This window comes from Rubritepida flocculans DSM 14296 (assembly GCF_000425365.1).
Taxonomy (GTDB): Bacteria; Pseudomonadota; Alphaproteobacteria; order Acetobacterales; family Acetobacteraceae; genus Roseococcus; species Roseococcus flocculans.
Genome location: NZ_AUDH01000039.1, coordinates 1 through 16483 on the forward strand (window position 1 = coordinate 1; position 16483 = coordinate 16483).

General features: G+C 71.7%; 16 protein-coding genes, 1 tRNA gene and 1 pseudogene. 11 read left to right on the top strand and 7 right to left on the bottom strand.

All coding sequences use genetic code 11. The features are described 5' to 3' along the window. The 3 genes and pseudogenes from H596_RS24230 to H596_RS0117480 form a co-directional block, all read left to right on the top strand. Positions 1-799 (top strand): annotated as a pseudogene (locus H596_RS24230) (restriction endonuclease); the annotation flags it as partial. Between the two features lie 17 nt (positions 800-816). Further along, positions 817-3729: a site-specific DNA-methyltransferase gene (locus H596_RS0117475; protein WP_051213335.1), complete on the top strand. Its 2913-nt coding sequence runs from the start codon at positions 817-819 to the stop codon at positions 3727-3729. An 82-nt stretch (positions 3730-3811) separates the two neighbouring features. Next, positions 3812-4012, top strand: a complete 201-nt coding sequence (locus H596_RS0117480) for a GmrSD restriction endonuclease domain-containing protein (RefSeq protein WP_027285976.1) — start codon at positions 3812-3814, stop codon at positions 4010-4012. A 9-nt stretch (positions 4013-4021) separates the two neighbouring features. Here H596_RS0117480 and H596_RS24725 read toward each other — a convergent pair whose 3' ends face one another. The 4 genes from H596_RS24725 to H596_RS0117500 all read right to left on the bottom strand — a co-directional run bounded on the left by H596_RS24725 (position 4022) and on the right by H596_RS0117500 (position 6328). Next, complete coding sequence (locus H596_RS24725; RefSeq protein ID WP_051213337.1) at positions 4022-5404, bottom strand: hypothetical protein; 1383 nt, start codon at positions 5402-5404, stop codon at positions 4022-4024. Positions 5405-5764: 360 nt separating this feature from the next. Continuing rightward, positions 5765-5840, bottom strand: a tRNA-Glu gene (locus H596_RS0117490). A 21-nt stretch (positions 5841-5861) separates the two neighbouring features. Beyond that, positions 5862-6035 carry a DUF2256 domain-containing protein gene (locus H596_RS23575; protein WP_084602974.1) on the bottom strand — a complete coding sequence of 58 codons (174 nt, stop codon included), beginning with the start codon at positions 6033-6035 and terminating at the stop codon, positions 5862-5864. Continuing rightward, complete coding sequence (locus H596_RS0117500) at positions 6035-6328, bottom strand: DUF6476 family protein (protein WP_027285978.1); 294 nt, start codon at positions 6326-6328, stop codon at positions 6035-6037. The genes H596_RS23575 and H596_RS0117500 overlap by 1 nt, the downstream gene beginning before the upstream one ends. Here H596_RS0117500 and H596_RS22275 point away from each other — a divergent pair. Together H596_RS22275 and rpoH are read left to right on the top strand one after the other, a co-directional pair. Then, positions 6327-7337, top strand: coding sequence for an RluA family pseudouridine synthase (locus H596_RS22275; protein ID WP_051213339.1), 1011 nt, complete (start codon positions 6327-6329; stop codon positions 7335-7337). The genes H596_RS0117500 and H596_RS22275 overlap by 2 nt on opposite strands. 226 nt (positions 7338-7563) lie before the next feature. Beyond that, positions 7564-8445: an RNA polymerase sigma factor RpoH gene (rpoH, locus tag H596_RS0117510; RefSeq protein ID WP_027285979.1), complete on the top strand. Its 882-nt coding sequence runs from the start codon at positions 7564-7566 to the stop codon at positions 8443-8445. Between the two features lie 52 nt (positions 8446-8497). Here rpoH and H596_RS0117515 read toward each other — a convergent pair whose 3' ends face one another. After that, positions 8498-9217 carry a M48 family metallopeptidase gene (locus tag H596_RS0117515; protein WP_084602978.1) on the bottom strand — a complete coding sequence of 240 codons (720 nt, stop codon included), beginning with the start codon at positions 9215-9217 and terminating at the stop codon, positions 8498-8500. A gap of 74 nt (positions 9218-9291) precedes the next feature. On the opposite strand from H596_RS0117515, the gene H596_RS0117520 reads away from it, so the two are divergent. Continuing rightward, positions 9292-10170: a DMT family transporter gene (locus tag H596_RS0117520; RefSeq protein WP_027285981.1), complete on the top strand. Its 879-nt coding sequence runs from the start codon at positions 9292-9294 to the stop codon at positions 10168-10170. A gap of 186 nt (positions 10171-10356) precedes the next feature. Continuing rightward, positions 10357-11745, top strand: a complete 1389-nt coding sequence (locus H596_RS0117525) for a ferredoxin reductase family protein (RefSeq protein WP_156910173.1) — start codon at positions 10357-10359, stop codon at positions 11743-11745. Positions 11746-11763: 18 nt separating this feature from the next. On the opposite strand, the gene H596_RS0117530 is transcribed toward H596_RS0117525, so the two are convergent. After that, positions 11764-12465, bottom strand: coding sequence for a response regulator transcription factor (locus tag H596_RS0117530; RefSeq protein WP_027285983.1), 702 nt, complete (start codon positions 12463-12465; stop codon positions 11764-11766). A gap of 204 nt (positions 12466-12669) precedes the next feature. On the opposite strand from H596_RS0117530, the gene H596_RS0117535 reads away from it, so the two are divergent. The 4 genes from H596_RS0117535 to H596_RS0117550 all read left to right on the top strand — a co-directional run bounded on the left by H596_RS0117535 (position 12670) and on the right by H596_RS0117550 (position 16038). Then, entirely contained in the window at positions 12670-13089 is a 420-nt protein-coding gene (locus tag H596_RS0117535; protein WP_027285984.1) for a hypothetical protein, read from the top strand. A 64-nt stretch (positions 13090-13153) separates the two neighbouring features. Next, positions 13154-13891, top strand: coding sequence for a HugZ family pyridoxamine 5'-phosphate oxidase (locus H596_RS22280; protein WP_084602979.1), 738 nt, complete (start codon positions 13154-13156; stop codon positions 13889-13891). A gap of 155 nt (positions 13892-14046) precedes the next feature. Continuing rightward, positions 14047-15636 (top strand): phosphoenolpyruvate carboxykinase, encoded by a 1590-nt coding sequence (locus tag H596_RS0117545; protein WP_027285985.1) that lies wholly within the window; start codon positions 14047-14049, stop codon positions 15634-15636. 9 nt (positions 15637-15645) lie between these two features. Then, positions 15646-16038 carry a DUF2237 family protein gene (locus tag H596_RS0117550; protein WP_027285986.1) on the top strand — a complete coding sequence of 131 codons (393 nt, stop codon included), beginning with the start codon at positions 15646-15648 and terminating at the stop codon, positions 16036-16038. A 100-nt stretch (positions 16039-16138) separates the two neighbouring features. Here the strand turns inward: H596_RS0117550 and H596_RS0117555 are convergent. Next, positions 16139-16483, bottom strand: a 345-nt coding sequence (locus H596_RS0117555; protein WP_027285987.1) for a transposase, incomplete at its 5' end; no start/stop codon positions are given.

The window sequence follows — 16483 nt, forward strand, 5'->3', positions numbered from 1 at the left end:
CAAGCTGAGCCTGGAGGAGCTGGCGGAGACGCGCCCCGCCACCGTTGCCTTCCACCTGGCCGGCTACACGCTGGAACGCTGGTTCAAGGACCAGGAGGGCAACCGCAAGCCCTGGCTTTTCCCCTCGCTGCTGGCCATCACCCGGCGCTGGATAGAGGAGTGCCTGACCTGCGTGGGCGGCACCTTCCCCGCCTATCTGCTGTGGCGCGACGTGGGCGACAAGGCGGCCGAGCGCATCTACCGCGCCTGCGTGGAGCATGAGGAGGGCGCCGGCACGCTGCGCCCCATCATGGACCCCTACAACGAGACGGGGAGCAGCCGGCACGTCGCCTTCACCACGACCAAGACCAACTTCTGGCAGACCGACCCGGCCAAGTGCCAGGTGAACCTGGTGGTCTGCGACGGCGACTGGGAGGCGGCCTGCGCCCAGGCGCTGGAGTCCATGCCCGAGGTGCTGCGCTACGTGAAGAATGACCGGCTGGGCTTCGAGGTGCCCTACGAGCACGGCGGCACGGAGCGCCTCTATCGCCCCGACTTCATCGCCGTGCTGGATGACGGCGCCGGTCCCGACGACCCGCTGCACCTGGTGCTGGAGGTGAAGGGCGAGCGCGATGCGCAGGACGACGCCAAGCACGACACCATGGCGCGGCTGTGGGTGCCGGCGGTGAACGGCACGGGACGCTACGGGCGGTGGGATGTCCTGCGCCTCGACGGCCCGCTGGAAGTGGCCGAGGCGATCCGCGCCCATCTCGCCCGCCGCCCGCCCCGCCCCGCGCCCTTCGCCCTGACCACCGCCTGAACCGGAACCGCCCCGCCATGCCACCCGCGAAGAGGACCAGCCGCAGCGACAACCCCGCCGCCGCCACCGGCATCGAAGCGCTGCACCACCCGGCCGATGTCACGCGCCCCAACATCCCGACCGCCGAGACCTCGGCCCTGATGGCGGAGGAGGAGGCGCGGGCGAAGCCGCGGCTCTATCCGCGCAACCCCGACCTTGATCCGCAACTCGTCTGGCGCGGCAAGGATGCGCTGGATGCCGAGCCGCTCGCGGTGCCGACGGTGCCGATCTACATCCAGGAGAAGGTGCTGCCCGAGGCGCTGATCCGCGACCTGATGCGGGTTTCGCGCGAGGGTGTGGCGCCGCAGGCGGACCTGTTCGGCGGCTTCGACCGCCTCACCGATGCCGAGACGCGGCTCGAGTTCTACCGCCATGCGGAGAACTGGTCGAACCGGATGATCCTGGGCGATTCCCTGCTGGTGATGAACAGCTTGGCGGAGAAGGAGGGGCTGCGCGGCCAGGTGCAGATGATCTACCTGGACCCGCCCTTCGGCATCAGCTTCGCCAGCAACTGGCAGCCCACCACGCGCAGCCGCACGGTCGGTGAGACGGCGCGCGATCTCAGCCGCGAGCCGGAGCAGATCAAGGCCTTCCGCGACACCTGGAAGGACGGCATCCACAGCTACCTCTCCTTCTGGCGGGATCGCCTGCTGGTGGCGCGGGAGCTTCTGGCCGAGAGCGGCAGCATCTTCGTCCAGATCGGCGAGGAGAATGCGCACCGCATGCGCGCGCTGCTGGACGAGGTGTTCGGCCCGGACTGCGCGGTGGTGACGCTGCTCGTCAAGAAGAAGGGCAGCCAGCGCAGCACGCTGATCGACCCGGTCAACGACTACATCCTGTGGTATGGGCGCACCCCGCGCGCCGAGGGGCGGCTGAAGTTCCGCCCGCTCTTCGAACCGCGCGCGCTGGATGCCGAGACGCTGGACGAGTTCACCCTGGTCGAACTGCCGGACGGGCGGGAGGTGAGGCTCGCCGATCTCGCCGCCCCCGACGGCACGCCGACCGACTATCGCCTGCGCCCGCAGCAGCTCTTCCGCGACTGGCCGGGCGCGCGGCTGTTCCGCTCCTGGCCGATCACCAATGGCGGCGAGCGCCCGAACCAGATGGACCCGGTGCGCTATCGCGGCGTAGCGGTGCCGCCACCGCGAGGGCAGTGCTGGCGCCACCCGAGCCGGGCACCGGAGGGGCAGGTGGCGCCGATGCAGCGCGTGGTGATGGCCGGCCGACTCGCCGGCACCACCCAGGCGCCCGGCTTCAAGCGCTATCTCGACGATTTCGGGTTCAAGACCCTCTCCAACTGGTGGGACGGGCTGGGCGGGGCAAGCCGCCCCATCTACGTGGTCCAGACCAACGAGGAGGTGGTCAAGCGCTGCGTGCTGATGACCACCGACCCCGGCGACCTGGTGCTCGACCCCACCTGCGGCTCCGGCACTACTGCCCATGTCGCCGAGCAATGGGGCCGGCGCTGGATCACCGTTGATACCTCGCGCGTCGCCCTCGCCCTCGCCCGCACGCGGCTGATGGCCGCGCGCCACCCGGCCTTCCTGCTGCGCGACAGCCAGGAGGGCGCGGCCAAGGAGGCCGAGATCACCGGCCGCCCGCCCGAGGAAGGCCCGTTCCGCGGCGACATCCGCCAGGGCTTCGTGCTGAAGCGCGCCCTGCGCATCACCTCCTCGGTCGTCGCCAACAACGCCGAGATCGAGATCATCCACGCGAAGTGGCAGCCGAAGCTCGACGCCGCCCGCGCCGCGCTGAACGCCGCCCTCGGCACGGCGCATGAGGAATGGCAGGTGCCGCGCACCCTGCCCGAGGACGCGCCGGAGGCGGCGCGCCAGGCGCACGACGCCTTCTGGCAGGCCTGGCGGGAACGCCAAGCGGAGATGGACGCCTCCATCGCCCGCAATGCCGAGGTCGAATACCTGCACGACCAGCCGGAGCCCAAGCGTGGCGCCATCCGCGTCACCGGCCCCTTCACGGTGGAAAGCCTCTCCCCCCACCGCGTCCTGCCCGCCGATGAGGAGGACGAGGCGGTGGTGGAAGCCCTGGCCGCCGAGGCCGGCGAGGCCCCGCCCCCCCGCCGCCAGCTGCGGCCCAGATCCGAAGCCGCCGCCGGCACCGGCGACGACTTCGTCACCGCCGTGCTGGACAACCTGGCCAAGGCCGGGGTGCAGAACACCAGGAAGAACGAGCGCCTGACTTTCGCCACCATCCGCCCCTGGCCCGGGAAGGGCCATGTCGCGGCCGAGGCCACCTATGAAGAGGCCGGCCAGCCGCGCCGCGCCGCCATCGTCATCGGCCCCGAATACGGCACGGTGGGGGCCGAGCTGGTGCGCGAGGCGGCGCGCGAATGCCGCGACTGGGCCGATGCCCTGGTGGTCTGCGGCTTCGCCTTCGACCCGCAGGTAGGCGAGACCACCATGAATCTCGGCCGCCTGACGGTGCTCAAGGCGCGCATGAGCCAGGAGCTGCACGCGGCGGACGCGTACAAGGCCGGCGGCGGCAACCTGTTCGTGGTGTTCGGCGAACCCGACATCGCCCTCGACCGCACCAGTGACGGGAACTGCGTGGTCCGGCTGCTTGGCGTGGACATCTTCGACCCGACCACGGGCGAGGTCCGCTCCTCCGCCAAGGTGGAGGAGGATGTCGCCTGCTGGTTCGTGGACACCGACTACGACGGCGACAGCTTCTTCGTCCGCCAGGCCTATTTCCTCGGCGGCAAGGACCCGTTCGAGAAGCTGAAGACGGCGCTGAAGGCCGAGGTGGACGAGGCCGCCTGGTCCACCCTCTACGCCACGGAAAGCCGCCCCTTCCCGCCGCCGAAGTCGGGGCGGATCGCGGTGAAGGTGATCAACCACTACGGGGACGAGGCGATGCGGGTGTTCGCGGCATGACGCGGCAGACCATCCAGGCGGCCGAGCAGCCGCTGCAGAAGATCTTCTGCGACGACTACCTGTTCAGCATCCCGTCCTGCTCGTGCCGCGACGCAAGAACGCGCAGGCCGGCAACCTGGATTTCGCGGAGAAGAAGGCGAAATACTTCGCGACCAAGGCGGGCGTCACCACCTTCGCCCTGACAAGCCAGGTCCTGTCGGAACCCGTCTGGACGCCGGACGTTCTGGAGAGGCGGCAGAAGGCGCTGGTGGGGAAGATGAGCGAGGTCTGGCGGCTTGGCTGACCTGCCTTCTCACCGCCGCAACGCTTCCACGCCGAGTTCGCGCCACATCCATCCGGTGTCGTAGCTGGCGATGGGGTCCTCCGGCGGGCGATGCGCGGCGTGGTTCTCCAGCAGCTTCAGCCAGGCCGCCACCCTCTCCCGTCCCTTGGGCGTTCTTGCCGCCGCGCGTGGCGACTTGCCGCCGAGCGCCGGCACCGGCTCATCCAGCACCCGCCGGTAGTGGGCATCGAGGGTCCGATGCACGATGGCCCTCTCCTCCTCTGGCGCCAGGCCGCTCGACGCGGGCGCGGCCGGGCGTTCGTCACTGAGGCGATCGAGATCGAGATGTTCGACCAGCGGCGGTCCGACCAGATCGCCCAGCGCCGCTGCAATCACGGCCCTGCCGCGCTCGGCGCGGGCCAGGGAGTTCGTCTCCAGCGTCAGGCGCCGTCCCGTGAGCGCCACCGTGCCGAGAACGAGCGCGCCATCCTCCATGGTGGTGATGAAGCTTTGCGCGTTGCCGGGCAGCGGCCCCGCCTTCGTCTTCGCGCCCGTATCGGCCAGCCAGTTCCAGAAGCCGGCATTCTCCTGCCTCAGCGTGGGCAGGGCGGCCAGCGCCTGCCGGATCCGCTCCGCCGTCACGCCCTGCCGCAGCGGGAAATGCGAGAGTGTGAAGGCGATCGGATCACCTTCGGCATTCACCACCGTCGGCCGGTTGCGGCCCTGGGCGGCTTTCAGCTTCGCGTCGAGCCAGCAATTCGTGAACAGGAAGGCCGCCTGCGCGAGCAGCCGCTCCGGCGTGAACTCGGCGGCGAGTGTTGCATCATCTGCAGCGACGCCGAGCTCGCGGGCGACGGCGGCGGCCTCCCGCGGCGCGCGCTTGCGAATGCGCCGAAGGGAGGACAGCAGCGCATCGCTGGTCTCTTGGTCGAAGACCATCAGCACGCCGCTCGCCACATGGTGCTGCCGCTGCGGCACGACGCGCGTGGCGACACGATCCCACTGGCGCAGGCCGCGCGAGCCGCTCCTCTCCATCACACGGACCGGCTCGCCGCCCCGCACGAGATCACGCAGCAGCATCGACTCGCCCGGAACAAGACCGCTGACCTCGTACAGGCTCATGACCGACCGCCTCAGGCCGGCAATGTAGTCCCGCGTCGTCGGGCTCTCCTTCCAGCCGCGGCGACGAAGGTAGTCGTCGGCGAGGTTGCGGTCGTCGGGCAGGTCGAGCGCGAGCAGATCCTCGAAGGCGGCGCCCCAGACGGTCGAGGCGGCATGCTCGCCGAGGAGGGTCGCGATCTCGGCTATGGTGATGCCGGCTTCCGCGCAGGCCTGTGCGGCGTGCCGCTCGAGCCGAGCGGCCAGGGCTGTGCGCCACTCCTCGCGACGGGCCCAGGCGATGATGCCGGACATGTCGGGGAGCAGGGACAGGGGCAAGGTCTCCGTGATGGTGAGCCGCGGTATCGTCCGTCGATCCCGCGCGCCACGCAAGCATGGCGGCTGGAGGAGAGCACGCAGCTTGCATCGAGTGGAGGGGCGTACGCCACACCAACTCCGCCACATTTCCGCCGCAGAAAATCGAGGTTTCCTGCGGCTTTCCGCCTGGCTGGTCAATCGTCCAAGTCGCCAGGTTCGGAGAGAATGGCGCCGGAGAGAGCCGTTTTCGCACCTCGTTCCGGCTCCGCATCCGCCACCCGGCGCGCGAGAAGCGCGGAAAACCTGCGACACACGGCGCGGCCACAAGGCGGATAGACGATTCCCGGCGCAGGCTGGTGGCGTCCCATAGGGGATTCGAACCCCTGTTGCCGCCGTGAGAGGGCGGTGTCCTAGGCCTCTAGACGAATGGGACGTGGCCTTGCGGAGCGCGCACTTAGCGCCGCTTCGCCGCCCGATCAAGCCTCGCCTTCGCATGCCGCCCCTCGCGGCACGCATCGGAGCAGAAGCGCACCTCCTCCCACACCCGCGCCCATTTCTTCCGCCAGGCGAAGGGCCGCCCGCAGGCGGCGCAGGGCTTCTGGGGCAGGTGCGGCTTGCGGTGCGCCATCAGCGCGCGGGCGCGGCGAGCTGCGGAAAGGCCTGCCCCACCACGCGCCCGCTGCGCGCATCCAGGAACAGCACCCGCTCGCCATCGGGCCGCTGCACCAGCACGGCGAAGCGATCCCCCGCCCCGGCGACGGAGAGGATGCGGCTGCCCGGCGGCAGGTCCAGGTTGATGGGCGGCAGGCTGGCCGCCCCCTCGCGCCCGCCCGCCCGCTGGACCAGAAACACGATGAGCGTCACCGTGCCCGCCACGATCAGCACGCCCATCGCCACTACGAGGAATTTCAGCGCCTGCATGCCCCACACCCTCCACGATCACACGGCCACCGAGGCCGATCGCGGCGCGCGCGCCGACCGCTTCCTCGCGGCGCGGATAGGCACGCTCTCGCGCTCCCGCGTCAAGGCGCTGATCGAGGCCGGCCAGGCGGCGGAGGACGGCGCCCCCTTCACCGATCCCTCGCGCCCCATCCGCCCCGGCGCCCGCTACACCCTGGCCGAACCTCCCCCCGCCCCGGCGAAGCCCGTCGCGCAGGACATCCCGCTCACCATCCTGCACGAGGACGCGGACCTGATCGTGCTCGACAAGCCCGCGGGCCTCGTCGTCCACCCCGCGCCCGGCAATGCGGAGGGCACGCTGGTCAATGCCCTCCTCGCCCATGCTGGGGAGGAACTGGAGGGAATCGGCGGCGAGAAGCGCCCGGGCATCGTGCATCGGCTGGACAAGGACACTTCCGGCGTCATGGTCGTGGCCAAGAGCCAGCGCGCGCACCAGGCGCTGTCCGAGGCCTTCGCCGCGCGGGATCTGGAGCGCGAGTATCTCGCCCTTGTCTGGGGCGTGCCGCACCCCGCCGCGGGAGAGATCGAGGCCGCCATCGGCCGCCACGCCACCGACCGCAAGCGCATGGCCGTGGTGGGGCGCGGCGGCGCCAAGGCGGGCAAGCCGGCGCTGACGCGCTACCGCACCGAGGCGGTGTTCCATGGGGCCGTCAGCCTGCTGCGCTGCCGCCTCGCCACGGGGCGGACGCACCAGATCCGCGTCCACCTCGCCCATATCGGCCACCCGCTGGTGGGCGATCCGGTCTATCTGCGCCGCATCCCGGCCGCGAGCCGCACCCTGCCCGAGCCGCTGCGCGCCGCGCTGCTGGCCTTCCCCCGCCAGGCCCTTCATGCGGCCACGCTGAAATTTCAACACCCGGCCACCAAATCTGTGCTATCTTTCATCTCAGACGCGCCGCCGGACCTGAAGGGGTTGCTGGCACGGCTCGGAGCGCCCGATCAGGCGGGGCCCGGGCCGCAGGCGGAATAACCCGACCAGATCGGTCGGTTTTGCTTGCGCCCCTTCGTGAACGGGTCTAGCGTTTCGTTAACGGCGTCGCCGCGAGGGCGCCGCGTCAACTCGCTGCGCTGCCACCGCCCCTTCCGTGACCGGGGCGGATGCGCAGGGAGGGGCCCTCGCCACGAGCGCCACAATGGCCGCGCGCCCGCCGCCGTCACGGGGTGGGGCGCGGCGCGGATGGAAGGTCATGAACGGTATGGCGTCCCTCTCAATCCCGCTGGCCCCCGAGGGGAACCTCTCCCGCTACCTGCAGGAGATCCGCAAGTTCCCCATGCTCACGCCCGAGGAGGAGCTGGAGCTCGCCCGGCGTTGGCGCGACCAGGGCGACGAGCAGGCCGCGCACAAGCTCGTCACCTCGCACCTGCGCCTCGTCGCCAAGATCGCCATGGGCTATCGCGGCTACGGCCTGCCCGTGGGCGAGCTGATCAGCGAGGGGAATGTGGGCATGATGCAGGCGGTGAAGCGGTTCGACCCGGACCGCGGCTTCCGCTTGGCCACCTACGCCATGTGGTGGATTCGCGCCGCCATCCAGGAATACATCCTGCACTCCTGGTCGCTCGTGAAGATGGGCACCACGGCGGCGCAGAAGAAGCTGTTCTTCAACCTGCGGCGCCTGAAGGGCCAGATGGCCGCCCTCGAGGAAGGCGATCTGCAGCCCGAGGTGGTGGCGAAGATCGCCAAGACCCTGCAGGTGCCCGAGCAGGACGTGATCAGCATGAACCGGCGCCTCGCCAGCCCGGACAACAGCCTCAACGCCCCCGTCCGCGCCGACAGCGAGGGCGAGTGGCAGGACTGGCTGGTGGACGACGGCGAGAGCCAGGAGACCGAGCTGGCCGAGCGCGAGGACATGTCCAACCGCAAGGATCTGCTCGCCGGCGCGCTCAAGACGCTGAACGAGCGCGAGCGCCACATCCTGATCGAACGCCGCCTGAAGGACGAGCCGACCACCCTCGAGGAGCTCTCGCAGCAGTACAACATCAGCCGCGAGCGGGTGCGCCAGATCGAGGTGCGCGCCTTCGAAAAGCTGCAGAAATCCATGAAGCAGCAGATCGCGGAGCGCCGGCTGACCGTCGGCTGAGCGGGCCGGCGGTCACGCCGGACCTAGTCCCGCCCCGGGTTCGTGCCGGGGCCTATCCCACCCGCAGCAGCGAGGGGCCATGGCGGCGCAGCCATTGCGTCGCTGCCTTCCGGTGCGGGGTGCGCGCCTCCACCAGCGCCCAGAAACGGGGCGAGTGGTTCATCTCGCGCAGATGCGCGAGCTCATGCGCCACCACATAGTCCAGCACCCAGCCCGGGGCCATGACCAGGCGCCAGGAGAAGGCGAGGGTGCGGTCCGGCGCGCAGGAGCCCCAGCGGCTCTTCGTGTCCTTCAGGCGGATGGCGCGCGGCGCGACGCCCAGCGCCTCCGCATGCGGGCGGGCGGAGGCCCAAATGCGGCGCAGCGCCTCGGCGCGCAGGAAATCCCGCACGCGGCGGGGCACGAACTCCGCCTGGCCGGTGGCGACGATGGCGCCCCCCTCGAGAAAGGCGCCGCCGCGCCGGCCGGGATCGTGGCGGATCGGGTGCTCCACCCCGCCCAGCGGAACGCTGCTGCCGGGCGTGAGCGGCCGCTCCGGCGCGAGGGCGGCAAGGCGCTGCATGACCCAGCCCGCGTGCTCGGTCAGCAGGGCGAGTCCCTGGTTGCGGCCGACCCGCTGCGGCAGGGTCACCACCACCGCCCCTTCGGCGGGGCAGATGTGCAGCCAGACGTTCTGCGCCCTGGCCGAGCGGCGCCAGCGCACCGGGCAGGGCTCGGGCGGCAGCAGCGGGTCGCGGCGCAGCGCGATGGTTTCCGACTCGGGCAGCGGCATGGGGCCACCATGGGCCGGCGCGCCGCGCCGCTTCAACCGTTGACAAGCGACCGGGGAAGGGCCCTTTCCGCTGCATGGGGTTCGCACGCGCCTTGCCGCTGCTGCTGATCGCCGGCGGCATCTGGGGGCTTTCGCCCACCCTGGCGAAGCTCGGCCTCGGGATGGGCGTGGCGCCGCTCGGCATCGCCTTCTGGGTGGCGCTGGGCTCGGGCGGGGTGCTGCTCCTGCTCGCCCGGCTGCGCGGCGAGCCGCTGCGGCGCGACGCGAGGCATCTGCGCTACTACCTCGCGGCCGGGGTGACGGGCTCCACCCTCGCCAACCTCACCGCCTATCACGCGCTGCAGCATGTTCCGGCGGGCTTCTTTGCGCTGCTGGTGCCGCTCTCGGCGATGATCACGGTGCTGGGAGCGGCGCTGCTCGGACTCGAGCGGCTCTCGGCGCGCAGCCTGGGCGGCACGGCGCTCGGCTTCGCGGGGGTGGCGCTGGCCATGGCGCCGGGCGCGGCGCTGCCCGATGCGGCGCTGCTGGGCTGGGCGCTGCTCGCCGCGCTCACCCCGGTCTGCTACGCGGCCTCCAACCTCGTGGCGGCGCGCATGGCGCCGCCGGAGGCCGCGCCGCTTCCGGTGGCGGCGGGCACGCTGCTCGCGGCGGCGGGGCCCACGCTGCTGGCCGGGCTGCTGCTGGGGCAGACGCATCTGCCCTTCGCCGCGGGCTGGCGGGCGGAGGCGCTGCTGCTCGCCCTCGCCCTGCTCGGGGCGCTCGCCTACCTCAGCTATTTCCGGCTCATCGGCGCGGCCGGGCCGGTGGTGACCAGCCAGGTGGGCTATATCGTCACCCTGGCCGGGGTGTTCTGGGGCTGGGCGATTTTCGGCGAGCGGCTCGGCCTGCTCACCCTGCCGGCGGCGGGGCTGATCTTCGCGGGGCTGTGGCTGGTGGGGCGGCGGCGGCGATAGGGCGTCGTCGGGCGGCTTGCGCCCGATCAAACCCGCGCCGCCGCCGCCGGGCTACAGCCGTCATCGCGCCGCCGCGCCGGGGCGCGCGCCATCCTCCGGGCCGGGGCGGAAGCGCGATCCGCCAGGGCGCATGCTCCGCGAGGGGCCGGCCCCGGCCGCGCGTCGCCATTGCAGGAGGAACCGCGCATGTCCGCTGAGCCGTCCGCATCCCTCCCGTCGCGCCCTGAACCCGCGCCCGCCGCCGCGGCGGGGCGGCGCCGAGGCTGGGCGGTGGGGGCGCTGCTGCTGCTCGGCGTGCTGTCGCCGCTGGCGCTCGGCTGGGCGCTGCTCGGCCCCGCCCGGCCCTGGCGCGACGAGCTGGCCGGGGCGGCGGGGCTGCTCGGCTTCGCCGCCCTGCTCTGGAGCTTCGTGCTCTCCGGCCGCTTCCGGCTGCTCTCCGACGGGCTGGGCATGGACCGCACCATGCGCTGGCACCGCGCCATCGGGGTGGCGGTGCTGCTGCTGCTCGCGCATCCCTTCCTCTATAGCCTGCCCGACGGGCCGGCCTTCGCCCGGCCGGACGATCTGGCGCGGGCGGGCAGCCTCGGCCTCTCCGGCTGGGCGCTGGTCAGCGGCATGCTGGCCTGGCTGCTGCTCGGGCTGCTGGCGCTGATGGCGCTGGGGCGCGACATGCTGCCCTTCCGCTACGAGAGCTGGCGGACCACGCACGGGCTGCTGGCGCTGGCGGTGGCCGGGCTCGGCCTGCATCACGCGCTGGAGGCGGGGCGCTACAGCGCCGCCCCCGCCCTGACCTGGCTCTGGGTGGCGCTGACGGCGCTCGCGGCGCTGAGCCTGGTCTGGGTCCGGCTCATCCGCCCCATCGGCCTGGCCCGCCGGCCCTGGCGCGTCGCCGCCCTCTCGCCCGCCGCAGAGCGCATCTGGGAGCTGGCGCTCGAGCCGGAGGGGCATGAGGGGCTGCGCTTCAAGCCCGGGCAATTCGTCTGGCTCAAGCTCGACACCGGGCCCTTCGGCCGGCGCGAGCACCCCTTCTCCATCGCCTCCGCGCCCTCGGAGCGGGCGTTGCGCTTCCTCATCAAGGAGGCGGGGGATTTCACCCGCCGCATCGGCGCGCTGCCGGTCGGCGCGCGGGCCTATGTGGACGGGCCGCACGGGAATCTCGTGGCGGAGGGCCGCCCCGAGCCCGGCATCGCCTTCCTCTGCGGCGGGGTGGGGGTGGCGCCGGCGCTCTCCCTCATCCGCGCGGAGGCCGCGCGGCCCGACCCGCGCCCGATGCGGCTGATCTACGGCAACCGCCACGCCGGGCAGGTGCTGGCGCGGGCCGAGCTGGAGGCGCTGGCGGCCGCCGGGCGGCTCGATCTCGTGCTCGTCCTCGGCGAGCCGCCGCCCGGCTGGAGCGGCGAGACGGGGCAGCTCGACGCCGCGCTCATCGCGCGGCGCTGCGCCGATGTCGCCGCTCAGGGCTGGCTCTTCGTGCTGTGCGGCCCGCCGCCCATGCTGCGCGCGGCGCGCCGGGCGCTGCGCGGCCTCGGCGTGGCGGAGGCGCGCATCCTCGAGGAGCGCTTCAGCTACGGCTGATCGGGGCGGCCGCCGCGCCTATTGCTCCTTGTAGCGGTAGCCGATGCCGTAGAGCGTCTCGATCTGCGCGAACTCCTCGTCCACCGCGCGGAACTTCTTGCGCACGCGCTTGACGTGGCTGTCTATGGTGCGGTCGTCCACGTAGATGTTCTCGCCATAGGCGGCGTCGATGAGCTGGTCGCGGTTCTTCACGATGCCCGGGCGCAGCGCCAGCGCCTTGACCAGCAGGAACTCCGTCACCGTGAGCTGGATGGGCTTCCCCTTCCAGGTGCAGGCGTGCTTCGTCTCGTCCAGCGTGAGGTCGCCGCGCACGATCAGCCCGCCCGGCGCCTGGCCCGAGCCCTCGGCCCGGCTCGCCTCGTTGCGGCGCAGCAGGGCGCGGATGCGCTCCAGCACCAGGCGCTGGCTGAAAGGTTTGGTGATGTAGTCGTCCGCGCCGAGGCGCAGGCCCATCAGCTCGTCCACCTCCTCGTCCTTGGAGGTGAGGAAGATCACCGGCATGGTGCTGCGCGCGCGCAGCCGCTGCAGCAGCTCCATCCCGTCCATCCGCGGCATCTTGATGTCGAGCACCGCGAGATCGGCCGGCTTGCCGAGCAGCCCCTGCAGGGCGCTCTCGCCATCCGTGTAGGTGCGGACGGTGTAGCCCTCCTGCTCCAGCGTCATGGAGAGCGAGGTGAGGATGTTGCGGTCGTCGTCCACCAGGGCGATGGTCTGCGGCATGGGCGCCTCCTGCCGGACTCCTATCGCGCGCGATCATGGCACGAAACGGGCGGCGCCGTGGCAGGGCGCGTCGGGCCGCCAGCCGCGGGCGCCGAGCGGGGGAGGCTATCGCCGCCATCGGCCGATGCGGCTGGCGCCTCGCCTGCGGCACGCGCACAGTGCCTCCCGTGGACGCCAGAGGCCACAGGGACAGGAGACGCCGCCATGCCATTCCCCATCAGGACCATCGCCCTCGCCGCCACCGCCGTGATGGCCCTCGCCCAGCCCGCCCCGGCCGCCGCCCAGGGCCTGCCGAGCTACTGCAACAACACCCTCTACACCAACTCGCTCTACGCCAATGTCCGCTCGGACGGCCGCACGGCGAACGTGGAGTATCACGGCCAGTTCCAGAACCGCGACCCGCAGGGCCGGCGCATCACGGCCAGCATGGCGACGGTGACCCATGTGACGATCAACAACATCCAGTTCACGGTGGTGCGCCACATCGGCACCTTCACCCTCGACGGCTGGCAGCAGCGCGACATCCAGTTCCTCACGCTGCGCGTGAACAACCCGAGCGGGCAGGGCGCGCCCTCGGCCGTGGATGTGGGCCGGACGGTGCGCTTCACCTGCAGCTTCGGCTGAGCGCCGCCGGGAGGGCCGGGGCCAGGCGCTGGACGCCCGCCCCCTGCTGCGTCACGCTGGCCGCATGAGCAGCGACCCCGCGCCGGATCACGGCCTCGAGGCGCGGCGCCTGATCCGCGCCGCCAGCGCCGCCACCCTCGCCACCCAGCAGGATGGGCAGCCCTTCGCCAGCCTCGTCACCCCCGCCACCGCGCCCGATCTCTCGGTGCTGCTCTGGCTCTCCAGCCTCTCCGAGCACACGCGCCATCTGCTGCGCGAGCCGCGCTGCGCCCTGCTCTTCACCGGAGAGGCCGAGACGGCGAATCCGCAGACCGCCCCGCGCGTGACGGTGACGGGGCGCGCCGAGCGGATCGAGGACGCGGCGCTGAAGGCGCGCTGGCTGGCCCGCCACCCCTATGCGGCGCTCTATGCGGAGTTCGCGGATTTCGCGCTCTGGCGCATCGCTCCCGAGGGCGCCCTGCTGGTCGGCGGCTTCGCCCGCGCCACCCGGCTGCGCCAGGCCCAGCTTCGCCCCGACCCCGCCCATGTGGCGGCCCTGGCCGAGGCCGAGGCCGGGATCATCGCCCATGTGAACGCCGACCATGCGGATGCGGTGGCGGCCATCGCCCAGGGGGTTCTGGGCGGCGGGCCGGGGCCCTGGCGCCTCGTCGCGCTGGATGCGGAGGGCTGCGACCTCGCGCTCGAGGAGAAGGTGCTGCGTCTCGCCTTCCCCAGGCCGGCGGCCGATGCCGAGGATGTGCGCAAGGCGCTGATCCTCGCCGCGCGGCAGGGCAGGGCGCAGCTTGCTGCATCGCACCAATGACGATTGCCCAATGATTTGGCGCAAGCGGCGGAAAAGCCGGGGTTTTCGCGATTGACGATGGCCGAGCCCCCGCCCTAATTCCGCCGTGACTGTCACGGAAACGGCCCCCCTGCCGGGAGGCGACATCATCCGTCCGACTGTGAGGGGGCATCCGCATGAGTGAACATCCGCTGTCCGGCACGGGGGTTTCGACCTCCCACCCCGTCCATGCGAACCTGACGGCGCCTGGCCTCGTCTCCCACGCGCTGCGGCGCGGCGAGGGGCGGCTCTCCGCCTCGGGCGCCTTCATCGCACTCACCGGGCAGCACACCGGCCGCTCCGTGCAGGACAAGTTCGTGGTGGATGACCCGGAGGTGACGAACGAGGTCTGGTGGGGCCGCATCAACCAGAAGATGGCGCCGGAGAAGTTCGCGGGCCTCGCCGAGAAGGTGCGCGCCTGGCTGGCCGCGCGGCCGGTGCTGTTCACCCAGGATCTCTATGCGGGGGCCGACCCTGCGCACCGCATCCGCGTGCGGCTGGTCACCACCAACGCCTGGCACGCGCTCTTCGCGCGCAACATGTTCATCCGCCCCCCGGCGGCCGAGCTGCCCTCCTTCCAGCCGGACTTCACCATCCTCCACGCGCCCGAATACGAGGCAAACCCGGCGGCGGACGGCTGCCGCAGCAGCACCTGCATCGCCCTCTCCTTCGCCGCGCGCACCATCCTGATCGCGGGCACGAGCTACGCGGGCGAGATCAAGAAGAGCATCTTCACCGTGATGAACTGGCTGCTGCCCGCGCGCGGCGTGCTGCCCATGCATTGCAGCGCCAATGTCGGCAAGGCGGGGGATGTGGCGCTGTTCTTCGGCCTCTCCGGCACGGGCAAGACGACGCTCTCCTCCGACCCCGAGCGCAGCCTGATCGGCGATGACGAGCATGGCTGGAGCGACACGGGCGTCTTCAACTTCGAGGGCGGCTGCTACGCCAAGGTCATCAAGCTCTCGCGCGAGGCGGAGCCGCAGATCTGGGACGCCTCGCACCGCTTCGGCGCGGTGCTGGAGAATGTCGTCGCCGACGATGACGGCGAGCTCGACCTCGACGACAACCGCCACACCGAGAACACCCGCTCCTGCTACCCGCTCGAGTTCATCCCGGGCGTCGTGAAGGGCGGCATGGCGGGCAAGCCGCGCAACGTGGTGATGCTGACGGCGGACGCCTTCGGCGTGCTGCCGCCCATCAGCAAGCTCAGCCCCGCCCAGGCGATGTACCATTTCCTCTCGGGCTACACGGCGCGGGTGGCGGGCACGGAGAAGGGGCTGGGCAAGGAGCCGCAGGCCACCTTCTCCACCTGCTTCGGCGCGCCCTTCCTGCCGCGCCACCCCGAGGTCTACGGAAAGATGCTGGCCGAGCGCATCGCGCGCGACGGCGCCGACTGCTGGCTGGTCAACACGGGCTGGACGGGCGGCGCCTACGGCACGGGCCATCGCATGAGCATCCAGCACACCCGCGCCCTGCTGCGCGCCGCGCTCGACGGCTCGCTCGCGCAGGTGGAGTTCGTGCGCGACCCCTTCTTCGGGCTGATGATGCCCAAGGAGGTTCCCGGCATCCCCGCCCATGTGCTGAACCCGCGCGAGGCCTGGGCCGACAAGGCGGCCTATGACGCCACCGCCCGCCAGCTCGTCTCGCTGTTCGAGAAGAATTTCGAGAGCTTCGCCGGCGCGGTGGACGAGGAGGTGAAGGCCGTCGCCATCAAGGCCGCGGCCTGAGGGCGCGCCATGCCCGACGGCAGCGGCTTCGGGCGCGGCCCGCTCGCGCGCAACGTGCTGGGGGGCCTGCTGCTTCCGTGCAGCATGGCGCCGCTGACCGGCTGGTTCCGCGACGGCTGCTGCCGCACCGACGAGAACGACCACGGCAGCCACACCGTCTGCGCGGTGATGACGGAGGCCTTCCTCGCCTTCTCGCGGCGGGTTGGCAATGACCTCTCCACGCCGCGCCCCGAATATCGCTTCCCGGGGCTGAAGCCCGGCGACCGCTGGTGCCTCTGCGCCGCCCGCTGGGAGGAGGCGCGCGCCGCGGGCGTGGCACCCCCCGTGGTGCTGGCCGCGACCAACATGGCCGCCCTGCGCTTCTGCCGCCGCGAGGATCTGGAGGCCCATGCGGCGGGGTAGGGCGGGAGGGGCGCTCCCGCCGCGCCCTCGCCTCACCCGAGCCGCAGATCGCGCCAGACCATCCGCGCCAGCATCGCCAGCGCCGCCGAATAGACCATTCTCACATCATCCGTGGATAACCTGAGTGGGCGAAGTAGTTTGCGCACTCTTTCGGTGTGAAGGCTTCGAGGCTCTGGCCGATGGTGTTCCACAAGGCCTCGATGTCCCTGGGCGCGGCGGCGCGGACGAGGTTCTTGAGCTTGGCGAAGACCTGCTCGATGGGGTTCATGTCGGGCGAATAGGGCGGCAGGGGGCGCAGTTCGGCACCGCGCGCCTCGATGGCGGCGCGCACGCCCGGTGACTTGTGGCATCGCAGATTGTCGCAGATCACTATGTCGCCGGGCGCAAGCGCGGGCGCTAGGTGCTGCTCGACATAGGCCCGAAAGGTGATGCCGTTCATCGGGTG

What these genes read in the sequence shown, in the direction of transcription:
- H596_RS0117550 (WP_027285986.1), top strand. Translation starts at nt 15,646, where the DNA reads ATGCCCGACGGCAGCGGCTTCGGGCGCGGCCCGCTCGCGCGCAACGTG.
- rpoH (WP_027285979.1), top strand. Translation starts at nt 7,564, where the DNA reads ATGGCGTCCCTCTCAATCCCGCTGGCCCCCGAGGGGAACCTCTCCCGC.
- H596_RS0117475 (WP_051213335.1), top strand. Translation starts at nt 817, where the DNA reads ATGCCACCCGCGAAGAGGACCAGCCGCAGCGACAACCCCGCCGCCGCC.
- H596_RS0117520 (WP_027285981.1), top strand. Translation starts at nt 9,292, where the DNA reads ATGGGGTTCGCACGCGCCTTGCCGCTGCTGCTGATCGCCGGCGGCATC.
- H596_RS0117515 (WP_084602978.1), bottom strand. Translation starts at nt 9,217, where the DNA reads ATGCCGCTGCCCGAGTCGGAAACCATCGCGCTGCGCCGCGACCCGCTG.
- H596_RS22275 (WP_051213339.1), top strand. Translation starts at nt 6,327, where the DNA reads ATGCCCCACACCCTCCACGATCACACGGCCACCGAGGCCGATCGCGGC.
- H596_RS22280 (WP_084602979.1), top strand. Translation starts at nt 13,154, where the DNA reads ATGAGCAGCGACCCCGCGCCGGATCACGGCCTCGAGGCGCGGCGCCTG.
- H596_RS23575 (WP_084602974.1), bottom strand. Translation starts at nt 6,035, where the DNA reads ATGGCGCACCGCAAGCCGCACCTGCCCCAGAAGCCCTGCGCCGCCTGC.
- H596_RS0117545 (WP_027285985.1), top strand. Translation starts at nt 14,047, where the DNA reads ATGAGTGAACATCCGCTGTCCGGCACGGGGGTTTCGACCTCCCACCCC.
- H596_RS24725 (WP_051213337.1), bottom strand. Translation starts at nt 5,404, where the DNA reads ATGTCCGGCATCATCGCCTGGGCCCGTCGCGAGGAGTGGCGCACAGCC.
- H596_RS0117530 (WP_027285983.1), bottom strand. Translation starts at nt 12,465, where the DNA reads ATGCCGCAGACCATCGCCCTGGTGGACGACGACCGCAACATCCTCACC.
- H596_RS0117525 (WP_156910173.1), top strand. Translation starts at nt 10,357, where the DNA reads ATGTCCGCTGAGCCGTCCGCATCCCTCCCGTCGCGCCCTGAACCCGCG.
- H596_RS0117500 (WP_027285978.1), bottom strand. Translation starts at nt 6,328, where the DNA reads ATGCAGGCGCTGAAATTCCTCGTAGTGGCGATGGGCGTGCTGATCGTG.
- H596_RS0117535 (WP_027285984.1), top strand. Translation starts at nt 12,670, where the DNA reads ATGCCATTCCCCATCAGGACCATCGCCCTCGCCGCCACCGCCGTGATG.